Below are 15,414 nucleotides of genomic sequence, written 5' to 3'. Positions count from 1 at the left end.
GGCCGTGAGTGTCAGTGAAGGGCACCGGATTCCCCCAGATCCACGTCGGCAGTCAGGTCAATCAGTTCCAGCTCGCCGTCGGCGGATTCCGCCTCGTCCTCGACGATGGCCTCGCGCGCCAGGTCGGCGAGCGACGCAATACACGCGTCGGCGAGCCGGGACACGACGTCGGCACTGATGCGAGCGGGGTCGTACCACCAGTCGACGTGGAGGATTCCCCCGCTGCGCTGGGCACGGATCTCGACCGCGTGCCCGAAACCGGGTGCCGATGCCCGAAGTGCATCTGCCATCGTCGGATCGATCGATACGGGTTGGTCGTCGGTGGTCGGAAGATCGGGAATGGGGCTGCCGACGACCAGCGCGATATCGGGTGCCGCAGTCGCCTCCAGAGCGCGCGCGCTCGGGGCGTGCAGGTGGCGCAGGACGCCGTGGCCGACGCCGTGATGCGGTACCTCGAGCAGTACCCGGTGGACGGCCTCGATCTGCGCGGCAGTCGGCTCCCCGCTGAGCGCAGTGCAGCCGAGTGCCACGGGGTACAGGGCGGTGAACGATCCCAGCGTCCGACGCGGGTCGAGGTCGGGCCGCAGGACCCGTCGGCCGGGTCCGGCGATGTCGACCTCGATCACGCCGTCGCCGAAGGTCTGCGCCAGCGCGCGCCCCAGTGCGGTGAGCAGGAAGCGATCCACCGGGAAGGTGAGTCTGCGACGCGCGTCGTCGAGTTCGATCGTGTGGGTCGTCGTCAACGCCGTCGAAATACGCTCCAGCGCAGTGGAGGTCGTCCGCATCGCATCGCCAGTGGTAGGTCTGCGCGTGGCCCGCCCGCGCCCGTTCAGCCAATACCGGCGGGAGCCCAGAACAGCCGGATGGGCGGCGAGATCGGAGGACAGCTGTGCCCACTGGCGCCACGCAACGGGCACGGGCGCGAGCGCGATGTCCTCGCCGGCCAGCACCTGGCCGAATGCGGTGAACAGATCGGTCATCAGGATGTCGCGCGCTTCTTCGTCGGCCACCAACCCGTGCACGCTCATCGCGAAATACGAGTGTCCGTCACCGGCTTGCACATGTGCGGCGACGTAGGGGGTGAGGTCTCCGTCTCCGGTGAGTGTGCGGAGGAACTCGGGGATCTCCTGCGCCCCGGACACTGCCGCGACCGTGAGGTCGGCCGCCTCGACGGGTGCTGCGAGACGGACCTCGCGGATGCTGTTCTCCTCCACGATCCGTATGCGCAGTGCGTCATGCTGATTGACCACCGCAGTGAGAACGTCGCGAATTCGCTCGCTGCCGACGTCGTCACGGACACGCAGGATCAGCGGTACGCGCCAGCGGTTGCTGTCGGTGATACCGAAGTCCAGGAACCGGATCATGGTGGGCGTCAGGGGAAGATGGTCCGGATCGGCCGTCACCGCACGGCCCAGGCCGCCTGCGGCATAGCGCTGGGTCAGGGTCGCGGCGAGGGTGGCAACGGTCTGGTTCTCGTAGAGATCCTGCGGGGTGATCTCCAACCCCTCGTTCGCCGCGCCCATCGCGACGCTGATCGCGATCAGCGAATCCCCACCGATCTCGAAGAAGTTGGCGGTGCGCTCGACCGACTCGACTCCCAGACACTGGGCCCAGATCCGGCCCAGCGTGGTCTCCATCGGCGTGCGACCCTCCGTCGCCGATGACTCCGTCGTCGCGGCGCCCTCGGCGATGTCGCCCACGGCGCCGGGCGCACCCGTGCGCGTCATTCGTGCCGACCGATTGTGGTCAACCCAATGACGTTGGCGGGCAAACGGATATCCGGGAAGTGTGACGATCGGTCGATCACGGTCGTCGTCGAGGTCTAGCGGAACTCCGGCCGACCACAGTTGACCGAGGCCCAACAGGAAGGTGGTGCGGTCGTCCCGATTGTGGGCGGGGTGACGCATCAGGCGCACCGCTCGGTGCCCATCTCCCCATTGGGGGTGGCGCGTGGCGGCACTGGACAGCGTTCCGCCGGGCCCGACCTCGACCAGGACGCGGGCGGGGTTCTCGAGCAACGTCCCCATCTCGTCGGCGAACCGCACCGTTGCCCGGATCTGCCGTGCCCAGGTAGCCGGGTTGGTGGCCTCGGCTGCCGACATCACGGTGCCGGTGACGTTCGACAACAGCGGGATCTGCGGCTCGCGCAATGTTATTCGCGACAAGAAGGCCGTGTACTCGGCCACTACGCCGTCCATCAGCCGCGAGTGGAACGCATGGGAGGTGCGGACCCGCCGTGCGGTGATCCCCGCCTGCGCCAGCCGTGCCGTGAACGCGGCGATCGCGGTATCGGTGCCGGCGACCACGCATCCACCCGGATCGTTGATCGTGGCGATGTCGACCTCACCGGCCAGATACGGTGTGACCACGGCGGGTTCGGCCGGCACGGCGACCATCACGCCACGTGGCGCCGCATTCATCAGCCGGGCGCGCATCGCGACCGCCGATGCCGCGGTCGGCAGATCGAACACCCCGGCAAGGGTGCCTGCGACGTATTCGCCGATGCTGTGCCCGGCCAGCACCGCGGGATGCACCCCGCGTGATTGTGCGAGACGCGCGAGTGCGTATTCGACGGCGAACAACGCGGGTTGGGTTCGGTCGGTGCGTTCGAGTGACCGTGCACTGCCCTCGAAGATCTCCGCGCGCAGGTCGATTCCGAGCTCGGCGTCGAACGCCGCGACGCACTGCGCGAAGTGTTCGGCGAAGACCGGCTCAGAGTCCAGCAGACCTCGCGCCATGCCGACGTGTTGCGCGCCTTGGCCGGGAAAGAGGAACGCGACGCGATCGGACGCCGTGTCGGCGCCTGCGACCTCGTCGGTGATCATCACGTTGTCGTGCTCGTCGGTGCGCAGGACCTCGACGGCGTGGGCGGCGTCGTCGACGACGGCGACGAGGCGATGTCGGTACCGGTGCCGCCGGTTCAGGGTATGCGCGAGAACGCCTACGTCGAGGTCAGGGCGCGCCTGCAGGTCGTCGGCGAGTGCGGTGCGCGCCTGCGTGAGCGAATCGGGTTGCTGCGCCGACAGCGTCACGATCACCGGGCCGCGCGTCGCCGGAGGCAGTGGGGCCGGTGGTGCTTCCTCGAGCACCACGTGGACGTTGGTCCCGCCGACACCGAACGAACTCACCCCGGCGCGGCGCGGACCGTCGCTCTCCCAGTCGGTAGTCTGCGCCCGGACCTCGAACGGTGTGCGCTCGAGATGCAGTTCCGGGTTGGGCTGGGTGTAGTGCAAGGTGCCCGGCAACGACCGATTCTCCAGGCACAGCACGGTTTTGATGAGACCCGCGATACCCGAGGCCGTCTCGAGATGACCGATGTTGGCCTTGACCGATCCCAGGACGCACGGACCGAGGCGTTGCTGCTCGGCCAGTTCGAAGGCTTGCCGCAGCCCCTCCACCTCGATCGGATCACCCAGTGGTGTGGCCGTGCCGTGTGTTTCGACGTAGCTGATGGTGGCGGCATCGACCTCGGCGACGGCATGTGCCTCGGCGATGACCTCCGCCTGTCCGGCCGCGGTGGGCGCCGCATAGTTCATCTTGGTCGCACCGTCGTTGTTGATCGCCGACCCGCGGATCACCGCATGGATGCGATCACCCTGTGCCAGCGCGTCGTCGAGATGCTTGAGGACCACGATCCCCACGCCAGAACCGAACAGGGTGCCGTCGGCCCGCGAGTCGAAGGGTCGGCAATATCCGGTCGGTGAGGCCATCGACCCGGGCTCGTAGAAGTAACCCACCCGGTTGGGCACCCGGATCGAGGATCCGCCGGCCAACGCCATCTCGCATTCGCCGCTGAGGATGCTCGCGGCGGCCAGATGCACCGCGAGCAGCGACGACGAGCAGGCCGTCTGCACCGCCAGCGCGGGACCGCGCAGGTTGAATTGGTGGGCGACGCGGGTGGCCAAGTGGTCCTTGTCGTTCTCCAGTGAGAGATTGATCATCTCGAAGCTCGCGCCCTCGCCGATGATGCGGTGGGGATCGAGGTGCGACATCAAGTTGTGTAGCAGATATCCACTGGCCGAACTCGTTCCGAAGACCCCGACGGTTGCCTCGATGTCATACGGATCGAGTCCGGCGTCCTCAAGCGCGTGATACGCAGTCTGAAGGAAGAGTCGGTGTTGTGGGTCCATCATCCGGGCGGCGCGAGGAGTGAACCCAAAAAACTCCGCATCGAATTCCTCAAGGCCCGTCAGCAGCGGTGCGCGCCGCACGTAGGCCGGGTTGTCGAGGGTCGTGCGGCTCACTCCGTGCGCGGCGAGGTCCTCGGCGGTAAGGGTCTCGATCCCTTCTCGACCGGACTCGAGGTTGCGCCAGTACTCGGCCAGAGACGCCGATCCCGGGAAGCGGCCGGCCATACCGACGATCGCGATTGCGTTGGCTCCGTATCGTTCTGACGTTACGGCTTCGAAAGTTCCCGGTTGTGTCATGCCAGCTTCTGTCATGCCCGCTGTCCTGTTCTGCGCCGGCCGGCCCGTTGGCGTGCGGCGGCGCGCAGTTGTGCTCGTTCCCGGAGTCCGCCCGAGGCGTCGGTGTCGTCGGCGACGGCGAGATCGAGCTGACGGATGAGATCGGCGGCGAGCGCACGCAGACTCGCGCCCTGAAGTAGCAATGCCACCGGTGGTTCGGCCCCGAAATCGCCGCGCACGGCGTTGCGGATGCGTACGGCCATCAGCGAATCCATACCCAGGTCGGTCAACGGCTTGTCGACGTCGACGGCCCGGCTGTCGGCGAAGCCCATGATGGCCGCGATCCGGGTGCGCACACGGTCGGTGACGGCCTCGAGTGTCGTGGTCGCATCAAGGTCGCGTAAGGCTTCCACCCCGCCCCAGGTGTCGTCGGAGAGAGCGTGGAGTTCGGCGACGAGTGGGCCGAAGTAGCCCACGTGATCGAGTTCGGGGAATGCGACGGCCGCGCGGTCGAGCCGGAGGCGGATGACGCCGGCTCGGGTGGCGTCGGCGGCCACCAGGGCGTCGAACGCCTCGATTCCTTCCGCCGGGCTGATCGGGTCGAGAGCGTCCATCGTCAGGGCGGCTGCCACACCCACCTCGGCCCACTGGCCCCAGTTGATCGCGGTGGCCGGCAATCCCTGGTGGCGGCGCCACAGCGCGAAGGCGTCGGCCCAGGCGTTGGCGGCCGCGTATGCACCCTGCCCGGGCGAGCCGAGCAATGACGCCGCCGAGGAGAACACCACCCACCAGTCCAGTCGCAGATGTGTTGTCGCTTCGTGCAGTGCGATTGCACCGGCGACCTTGGGCGCCCACACCCGGCTCAGGCTGTCGGGGGTGAGTGCGCTGAGCAGTGCGTCGTCGATGACAGCGGCCGCATGCAGCACACCGCGAACCACCCGGCCCGTTTCCCCCGCTGCGTCGACCAGTGCGGCGGCAACGCCGGGCTCGGCGATGTCACCGGCGATGTAGGTCACCTCACCCCTGTGCGAGAGGTCATCGATGAGCGTCTGCTGGTCGGGTGTGATCGCTCGACGACCATTGAGCACCACTCGTCCGGCGCCTGCGTCGAGGAGGTGACGTGCCATGAGGGTGCCGAGGCCACCGAGGCCACCGGTGACGATGTAGGCCGCGCCGGCCGCGACCGGGGTGACCGAGGGGGCGGCGAGCGAAGCGCGACGCAGACGGCGGACGTGACGCGCACCGGCGCGCCAGGCGACGACGTCATCACGGGAATCGGCGGCCAGTTCGGCGACCAGCGCAGCATTCTCATCACCGTCGAGGTCGACCAGGGTGACGCGCAGCGTGGGATGTTCATAGGTCATCACGCGCACGAGCCCTTCCAGCGCTCCAACGGTAGGACTGCCCGATTCATCTGCGCCGACGCCGATTCCGTTGCGCGTGACCAGCCAGACACGAGGCGCGTGACCCGGCCGGGCGGCGACCGCCCGTATCGCGGAGGTGACCGACCAGACGAGTTCGCGGGACTGCTCGGACGCCGCACCGCAGGGATCGAAGGTCTCGGTGTCGAGCATCACAACCACGCCGGCGGCCGGCGCCGCAGAATCTGCGTGGAGATCGGCAATCGCGGCTTCGGTGTGCGCCGCCCCTGATCCGGTCGTCCCTGATCCGGTCGTTCCCGCCGGCATCGCGCGGATCACCCGCCGCGACGGCGAGCGACCCAGTACATCGGCGAGGTCGTCGGCCGAGGACTCGCTGGTGGATGAGAGCCCGGTGAGAATCAGCCAGCTGCCGTCGGCAAGTTGTCCCGATGCGTCGCTCGGGAGATCGGCGGGGACCCACTCGGTGTCGAACAGCTTCTGCTCGAGGGGCAGCGGCACCGAGTGGCGTTCGACCCTGCGCAGGTAGATACCGGATGCGACGGCAACGGCTGCCCCGGACTCGTCGGACAGGATGAACGAACCGAGCTTGTCCGCGGTGCCAGGGATCTCGGTCACCCGTGCCGAACACGTTGCGCGACGACCGATCACGCCGGTGACGCGCAGGGAGTCGATGGCCACCGGAAGGTAGGTCGCGGCGTCGGCGCCGGCAGCTGCGGTGACCGACGTCGACTCCGTGGGCATGGCGGCCGCCACGCCCTGCAGGGCGGCGTCGAGCAACACCGGATGCAGCCGGAAACCGCGGTGGACGCCGGCCGCGGCGGGAAGCTCGATACGCGATTCCGATGCCCCGCTACGTCGGCCGGCATCATCGGTCGATCCCATCCGAAGAATGTGGGTGAGCGCGGCGAACGCCTCACCGTGGGCAGCGCCAGTTCTCCGCAACGCGTAGTAGAAGTCCGAGGGCGCCACTGTCGTTCCACCGATCAACGCGACCGGGGCGGGGATCTCCGCCGACGTCGAGGTGACCACCCGCCCTGTGGCATGCTTGCGCCATGCGCCTTCGGTTGTGCGGGAATGAATCTCGACGCGCACCTCTCCATCGGCCGCGCGGCATAGGCGCGTGGTCACCGCCACTGCGGTGTCCACGGCGAGCATCTCCTCGACCTCGAGACGATGCACTTCGAGCCCTGTCCCCGACGCTCCCAGCGCCTCGGCGGCCGCGGCGAGCACCATCTCGGCGAATCCCGCAGCCGGGAGAACGGCACGGTCGTGCACCTGGTGATCACCGAGCCACGCCAGACGATCAGTGCCGATGTCGCCCTGCCAAATATGTTCTCCCCCAGGAACTTCGACATGAGTGCCGAGGAGTGGGTGCTCACCGGACCGAAGGGGTGTGGCCCGAACCGTCGGCCAATAGCGCGTGTGCTGCCAACTCGTCGGGGCGAGTGTCACCGGGGGCGGGGGCATGACGGCGGGGTCGGTGGTCCCGGACTTGCCGGGGCCGGGTTCCGCGGTGATGGACTCGACGACGGCGAGCGCACCGTGGAAGGTCAGGGTCTCGTCGTCATCGCGCACGAGCGTGCCCAGCACCTCCACGTCGCCGCCGGGACGTGCGGCGGCCAGCGTGTCGTGGATCGAATGGGTGAGCAGCGGGTGCGGGCTGATCTCGATAAAGGTCGAATAGTCTTCGGAGGCAAGGGTGATCGCCTCGCCGAAGCGCACCGGGTTGCGCAGGTTGCGGACCCAGTAGTCGGCGTCGGTCACCGGAGCGGTCTGCGCGTCTTCGACGGTCGAGACCATGGGAATCGTCGGCCGCTGGGGGGTGAGGTCGGCCAGTGCCGCCCGCAGGTCGTCGAGGATGGGATCGACGGTCCGATGGTGCGAGGCGACGTCGACCTCGACGCGCCGGGCGAGCAGATTGCGGGCGGTGACCTCGGCGATCGCCGCGTCGATCTGCTCGGGCGCACCTGCTACCACGCATTGCCGTGGGGAGGCGTATACGGCTGTAGACAGCCCGGGGTGTGCCCGGACGAGTGCGTCTGCGGTCGCCGCGTCGGCTTCAAGGAGCGCCATGGCGCCGTGGCCCGAGAGGGTCTTCATCAACCGCGACCGCGTCGCGATCACCGACAACCCATCAGCCACCGACAACGCCCCCGACACCACCGCCGCAGCAACCTCACCCATCGAATGACCGATCACCGCATCCGGACACACCCCATAGGACCGCCACAACGACACCAACGCCAACTGCACACCCACCAACACCGGCTGAATCCGGTCAATACCGACCACCGGCTCCCCCGACGCCAACACCTCCCGCAACGAAAAACCCACCACCGCAACAAACACCGGCTCCAACTCCGCCACCGCAGCAGCAAACGCCGGCTCCGCCACCAACAACCGACGACCCATCCCCGCCCACTGCGACCCCTGCCCCGAGAACACGAACACCGTGCCGGCCCGAGTCGGATACCGGCGCGGGGCGAGCACACCGGGCCGTGGGCTTCCGTCGGCGAGCGCGCGCAAACCGGCCAGTGCCTCGTCGGTGTCGCGGGCACACACGGTGCCGACGGGATCGGTGTTGGTGCGCAACCGATCCAGGGTCGCCGCGACGTCGGTCAGTGCGACCGACCGACCGGCCTCGAGCCACTGCGCGAGTGCACGGGCGCGGTCGCGGACACGATGCTCGGATCGACCGGTCACCGACAGTCGTGACACGGTCGGCGTCGCCGGCGCGCCACTCGACGCGGCAAATCCGGGCCCCTGCTCAATGACGATGTGCGCGTTCGTACCCCCCAGGCCGAAGGAGGAGACCCCGGCACGGCGGGGCGTATCGGTCTGCGGCCATTGCATCGTCTCGATGGGCACGACGATGCTCGTCGGCCGGGCGTCGATGGCCGGGTTCCATTGGGTGAAATGCAGGTTGGGCGGGATCAGCCCGTGCTCCACCGTGAGGACCGCCTTGATGAAGCCGGCGATACCCGCGGCCGCTTCGAGGTGCCCGAAGTTGGTTTTGACCGCCCCCAAAGCGCAAGACGACTCGCGGCCGTATACCGCGGACAAGGCGTCGAACTCGATGGGGTCGCCCAGAGATGTTCCGGTGCCATGGGTTTCGACGAAATTCACTGAGGATGCGGGCACGTCACCGGCCGCGAGTGCACGGGTAATCACTTCGCGTTGGGCCGGCGCATTCGGTGCGGTGAGGCCGTTGGACCGACCGTCGGAGTTGACCGCTGAACCGCGGATGACCGCGTGCACCCGGTCACCGTCGCGGACCGCGTCGGCGAGGCGCTTGAGGACCACTACGCCCGCACCTTCACCGCGGACGAAACCGTCGGCCGCCACGTCGAAGGCATTGCATCGTCCGCGAGGCGACAGCATTCCCCATTTGCCCAGTGCCAATTGCGTTTCCGGCCGAAGGATCACGCTCACACCGCCGGCCAGCCCCAGGTCGGATTCCCGGGAACGCAGGCTCTGACACGCCAGGTGCAGGGCGACCAGCGACGACGAGCACGCCGTGTCGACGGCCACGGCCGGTCCCCGCAGGCCCAGCAGGTAGGCGATGCGTCCCACAGTGATGCTGTGTGCGTTACCGGTTGCCGAATACGCGTCGATCGACTCCGGATGCGACGCCGAGGTGCTCTGGTACTCGTTGTAATAGACACCGAGGGTGACTGCCGCACGCACCCCGGTGAGGGCGTCGGAACGGTAGCCGGCATCCTCGAGCGCCTCGACCGCCACCTCGAGCGCGATGCGCTGCTGGGGATCCATCGCCTCCGCTTCGCGCGGGGTGATCCCGAAATAGTCCGCGTCGAAACCCGCGATGTCCTCCAGGAATCCACCCCACTTGGACGGCATCCGGCCGGGCACCATCGGATCCGGGTCGTAGTATTCCTCGGCATTCCATCGCTGTGACGGTACCTCCACCACTCCGTCACGGCCCTGGGTCAACAACTCCCAGAACGATTCCGGTCCGCGGACGCCGCCCGGGAAGCGGCACCCGATGCCGGTGACGGCGATGGGTTCGGCACCGGTGATGCGTGCGGCCTTGTCGAACTGCTCAACCAAGGCGCTGCGTTGCGCCGGCGTCATCGCCGAAACGCGATCGAAGGTGGTCTTCATCGTTGCCCACTCTCGGGGACGGCCGACACGGGCTGTGTGTCGGACAGGGACTCGGACCCGGCCAACGGATCCGAGAGGGATTCGACGCTGTCGAAGAGACTGTCGAGCACACTGACCTCGTTCTGCTGCTCGCCTCGCGCCTCGGCCGCGGCGGCTTGCGTCGCCGCCCGGCGGGGGGCGAGAAGACCGGTGAGCATCTCGCTCAGGGCGTCGATGGTGGGATGGTTCCAGAGCATGGTCGCCGATAGGTCGAGGCCAACCAGGTGACGGGCATCGCGCAACACCGTCATCGCCATCATCGAGTCGAGACCCAGCTCCGGGAACGGCTGATCCGTGCGCACGGCGTCGGTCGGCATGCCCAGTTCACGTGCCAGGATCACCCGCATCCGGCTCACCAGTTCCGAGCGGGTCTCTCGCTCGGATAGCAGCTCCCAGTCTGGCGCGTCGATGGCCGCGTCGGGCGCTCCGCCGATCGCTGGGCCCGCCGCCGGCGCCGCGGGAACGAAACACAGGCCCCGGATATCGACGGTGAACGGTGCCCCTGCCCCGGCGGTCACGTCCGCGGCGAAGCCACCGCGGCGTGCCTCGCGATACCGGACCTCGACGGTTGCCTCGCCGTGCGTTGTGGTGACCGGCCGGGCCGGTGCAACGGTCATCGTCTCCACCGCCGCCGGAAACATCAGTCCGTCGTGCGACGCATCGATCAAACGTGCGAGGTGCACTGCGGCGTCGAGAAGCGCCGCGGTTCCCGAGGCGGTCACCCCGACTTCGAGTGTGCCAGGCGCACAACGGTTCTCGAGGGCCGTCCACACGTAAGGACGGCCGGACAGACCCCAGCGCTGCTCGAGGTCCGCGGCCTGCTCCGAGGAGAAGCCGTTTGCTGTACGGGCAGCTTCGAGGGGTGGTGCCGTGGAGTCGAGCAGAGCCGCGCTGAGATGCTCGACCCACTCGTGCATTCCGGCGCCCGGTGAGGTGGCCGAGGCGATCGTGATCGCACCGGTCGCATCGAGTCGCACCCGGACGACGCGGGGACGATCGAGGACCAACGGCTGGGTGAAGCCAATGTGTTGCGCACCCACCGCACCGGCGTGCGCCACGACGGAGGCCACGGTGTGCAGCAGCACCGAGGCCGGGACGACCTCCACCCCATGCACCAGGTGTGAACCGGGATAGGGCAGTTTGTCGACGGCGATACGGGCGAACCAGGTGTGTGACGCGACCTCGGCAGCATCGGCGCCCGCATCTCCCGCACTCGTTTCAACCGTGCCGGTCTCGATCGAGGCGGTCTCACCCAGAACGGTGTCAGGCCGGGCCGGAGGCAGACCCGACAGGTCATGGTCGGCTTCGCCGAGCAGGTCGTCGACGATGTGGAACGAGGTGCGCATCCGGTAGGCCTCGGCCAGCCGCGCCCACTGTGCGCCGACCACGATCGGCCGGATCGGCGCATCAGCACCGAGCAGGCTGGGCAGGGTCGCGATCGCGGTCGCGTTGGGCATGGGGGTCAGTCCGGCCGCGGCGGTCTCGGGCTGGGCGTCGGCCCAGGACTTCCACAATCCCCAGTCGATGACGGTGGCCGGTAGGCCGACGGCGCGACGGGCGAACGCGAAGGCGTCGGCGAAGGAGTTGGCGGCGGTATAGTGCCCGAGCCAGCGTGAGCCGAACAGTCCGGTGATCGAGGAGAACAACACGAAGCGGCGGACCGGGGTGGTCACCGTCAGTTCGTGCAGTACCGAGATCGCGTCGACCTTGGGGCGGAACATCGCGTCGACGTCGGCATCGTCGAGGTCGATCAGTGAACCGGCGCCACCGGCCAGCGCGGCGACATAGACGCCGTCCAAGTGCGGGAGATCGTTTCCGAAACGCGCGAACAGCTCTCGCATCGCCTCTGGGTCGGCGGCATCGCCGGAAACGTTTACCAGCGTGGTCGAGTTCGCGGCGAGCTCGGCGGTCACTTCGGCCGGCAGGTCGGCACCGCTGCGGGAGAGCGCGACGATGGTGTCGGCGCCCATCCGCGACAATGCGAGGATGAGGTCGGGACCCACGTTTCCGGTCGCTCCGACGACCAGCGCCGTAGTGCCACCGGGCAACGCGGTCAGCGGGGTTGGCGGTACCGCAGTCTGTAGCCGTGGCAGTAGCCGCCGGCCGGCACGCAGTACAACCTGATCCTCACCGTCGGAGCTGTCGAGTTCGGCACGAACGTGTCGTGCCACCAATGCGGCGGGCAGCGCGGCGTCGACGTCGACGATTCGTCCAAAGATCTCGGGGTTCTCCAGTGCGAGTGTCCGCGCGAATCCCCAGAGCACCGCCTGCGCCGGATCGGCGGGCTCGCCGTCGGCGACGGGTTGCGCGTTGCGGGTGAGGATCGTCAGATGTGTGCGCCCGGGCGTCGCTGCCAGCGCCGCAGCGACCCGTCGGACGTCACCGAAGAGCTGGTGAGCGCGGATCGCACCGAAGTCTGTCGGGGTGACCGCCGGCGCGAACACTACGTGTGTCGCGCCGGTCAGTGCCACGCCCCCGGCCGCATCGGTCACAGAAACCGCACGCGCCGCCGGGCCGAACGCCGCGGCCAGCGCGTCCGGCTCCTCGGAAACGACAACCCAACCATCGCCGTCGTCTGCGGCGCCGACGGGAGGTGATGCCACCTCGGCGGACAGGGCTCTGTCGACCCAGGCGAGCTCGTGGTACCACTCGTCCAGAGCGCCCCCGGTGCGCGGCGAACCGGTCGAACTCGGCAGTGGTGGACCGGCGCGATGCGGCACCGCAGCGGGTACCTCCACCCAGTACCGGGAGTGCATCCAGGGGGATTTCGGGAGCCGCGTGAACGCTCCGGTATCGGGCACCGCGGGTGAGCGCAGCGTCTGTGTCGCAGCGAGATTGGTGAAGAAGGTCTCCACATCGTCGGTGTCACGGGCCAAGCTGCCGATGGTGTGGTGATGCCGATCGGCCAGCGTTGCATCGATTGCGTGGGCCAACACTGGATGCGGGCTCATTTCGATGAACGTCGCGTGCGTGGCACCGGCCTGCGCGACCCGCTCGGTGAACCGGACCGGGTTGCGCAGGTTGGCGCACCAGTAGTCGGCGTCGACGACCGGCGACGTCGCACCGTTCGGGTCGGCAGTCGACAACATCGGGATCGTCGGTTCGGCCGGCGTCAGGGTGGACAGTGCGGCCCGCAGTTCCGGTAACACCGGATCGATGATCGGATGGTGCGACGCCACGTCGACCTCGACGCGCCGGGCGAGCAGATCACGAGCGGCGACCTCGGCGATCGCCGCATCGATCTGCTCAGGCGGACCGGCCAGCACCGTCTGATCGGGAGCGGCGTGCACCGCGATCGTCAGATCCGGGTACCGACTGCGGATCTGGTCCGCGGCGTCGGCACCGAGTCCAACCAACGCCATGGCGCCGTGGCCCGAGAGGGTCTTCATCAACCGCGACCGCGTCGCGATCACCGACAACCCATCAGCCACCGACAACGCCCCCGACACCACCGCCGCAGCAACCTCACCCATCGAATGACCGATCACCGCATCCGGACACACCCCATAGGACCGCCACAACGACACCAACGCCAACTGCACACCCACCAACACCGGCTGAATCCGGTCAATACCGACCACCGGCTCCCCCGACGCCAACACCTCCCGCAACGAAAAACCCACCACCGCAACAAACACCGGCTCCAACTCCGCCACCGCAGCAGCAAACGCCGGCTCCGCCACCAACAACCGACGACCCATCCCCGCCCACTGCGACCCCTGCCCCGAGAACACGAACACGGTGCCCCCTGGGCAGGTTCCCTCGTGTGCGGGAACAACTCCCGGCGCGCGGTAGCCACCGGCGAGAGCGTGCAGGCCGGCCGCGGCCCGTGTGTGATCGCGGGCGGTGACCGTGGCGACCACACCGAACCGCGAGCGGTGGTGGGCCAGGGTGTGGGCTATCGCCGACAAGTCCACCCGCGCACCGTCACCGGCGATCCAGTCCGCCAGCGTCTGAGCCTGCGCGGCGACGCGTTCGCGGGTCTTGCCCGAGATGATCAGCGTGTATGCGCCGGTTGCCGCAGTCGTCGCGACCGGCCCAACCGCGACGGGGGTCGGATCCGCCGGCACCTCGGGGGCCTGCTCGAGTACGACGTGTGCGTTGGTGCCGCTGACACCGAAAGACGACACCCCGGCACGGCGTGGTCGCCCGGATTGCGGCCACTGCTGTGGTTCGGCGGCGATGACGAAACGCGAGGCACCTTCGCACGCATGTGGATTCAGCTCGGAGAAGTGAAGCTGACGAGGGATGTGCGCATGCTCGATCGCGAGCACCGTCTTGATGAGACCGGCGATACCGGAGGCGGATTCGAGGTGCCCGAGATTGGTCTTGACAGACCCCAGCACCAAGGGTGCACTCTCGCCACGCTCGGCGAACACCCCATGCAGAGCGTCGAGCTCGATCGGGTCCCCCAGAGGGGTTCCGGTGCCGTGGGCCTCGACGTAGTCGATCTCCGCCGGTGCCAGGTCGGAGGCGGCCAACACCGAGCGAATCAAGGCCTGCTGGGCGGGACCGTTCGGTACGGTCTGGCCACTGCTCGCGCCGTCCTGATTGACCCCGGTACCGCGGATGACCGCGCGGATCCGGTCGCCGTCACGCACCGCGTCGGACAGGCGTTTGAGCACCACCACGCCACAACCCTCGCTGCGCACGTATCCGTTGGCACCGGCATCAAAGGTCTTGCAGGTGCCATCGGGGGCCAGCATGCCCCACCGGGAACAGGCGATGCTGTTCTCCGGGCTCAGGTTCAGATTCACCCCACCGGCCAACGCACTGTCGATCTCGCGGCGCCGCAGCCCCTGGCAGGCGAGATGGATCGACACCAGCGACGAGGAGCATGCGGTGTCCGACACGATCGCCGGGCCGGTGAGGCCGAGGAAATATGACAGGCGGCCCGCGGCGAAGTTGGCGGCGTTGCCGAACGGGATGTACGGGTCGAGTCCCGTACGCGGGATCGCACCCGCGAAGGTCAACGTGTAGTCGTTGGTGGTCATCCCCATGTACACGCCGGTCGCCGTTCCGCGAAGTCGTTCACGCAGGAGGCCCGCGTCCTCGAGGGACTCCCAGGCGACCTCCATCAGCAGCCGCTGCTGGGGGTCCATACCAATCGCTTCGCGCGGGGTGAGCCCGAAGAACTCGGCATCGAACTCGTCGGGGTCCCAGTGAGTGAGGAAGCCCCCCACCCGATTGACGATGGTGCCCGGGATCGTGTGGTCCTCGGTGTAGAACTCGTCGGCGTCCCAACGATTCTCGGGCACCCGCACCACACCGCTACGACCCTCGGTCAGCAGATCCCAGTAGTCACCCGGGTCGTCGACGCCGCCCGGCAACCGGCAACCCATGCCGATGATCGCAATCGGCTCGCGGTCGCCCTGCTCGGCGATGGCGAGCTTTCGGGACAGGTCGTCGATCTTGCGCAGCGCGTCGGTGATGATCGCCCGGCGATCCGAGGTTTCGGGAGGCAC

General features: G+C 68.3%; 3 protein-coding genes. All 3 read right to left on the bottom strand.

The genetic code is table 11. The annotated features are described in order from the left end of the window. Positions 1 to 11: 11 nt before the first annotated feature. The 3 genes from EF294_RS01560 to EF294_RS01550 are packed head-to-tail and all read right to left on the bottom strand — an operon-like array spanning position 12 to position 15,414. Positions 12 to 4,442 (bottom strand): type I polyketide synthase, encoded by a 4,431-nt coding sequence (locus EF294_RS01560; protein ID WP_425459383.1) that lies wholly within the window; start codon positions 4,440 to 4,442, stop codon positions 12 to 14. After that, positions 4,439 to 9,910, bottom strand: coding sequence for a type I polyketide synthase (locus tag EF294_RS01555; RefSeq protein ID WP_123925248.1), 5,472 nt, complete (start codon positions 9,908 to 9,910; stop codon positions 4,439 to 4,441). Before EF294_RS01555 ends, EF294_RS01560 begins: the two co-directional genes overlap by 4 nt. Continuing rightward, a complete protein-coding gene (locus EF294_RS01550; RefSeq protein ID WP_123925247.1) occupies positions 9,907 to 15,414 on the bottom strand; it encodes an SDR family NAD(P)-dependent oxidoreductase in 5,508 nt (1,835 codons plus the stop codon). The genes EF294_RS01555 and EF294_RS01550 overlap by 4 nt, the downstream gene beginning before the upstream one ends.

Origin of the sequence: Gordonia oryzae (assembly GCF_003797185.1) — a bacterium.
GTDB classification, from domain to species: Bacteria; Actinomycetota; Actinomycetes; order Mycobacteriales; family Mycobacteriaceae; genus Gordonia; species Gordonia oryzae.
The sequence above is the reverse complement of the archived record's forward strand: the minus strand, read 5'-3'. Positions and strand labels throughout refer to the sequence as shown.

Excerpts from the sequence above, each read along its gene's own strand:
- EF294_RS01560 (WP_425459383.1), bottom strand. The coding sequence starts at position 4,442 with ATGACAGAAGCTGGCATGACACAACCGGGAACTTTCGAAGCCGTAACG.
- EF294_RS01555 (WP_123925248.1), bottom strand. The coding sequence starts at position 9,910 with ATGAAGACCACCTTCGATCGCGTTTCGGCGATGACGCCGGCGCAACGC.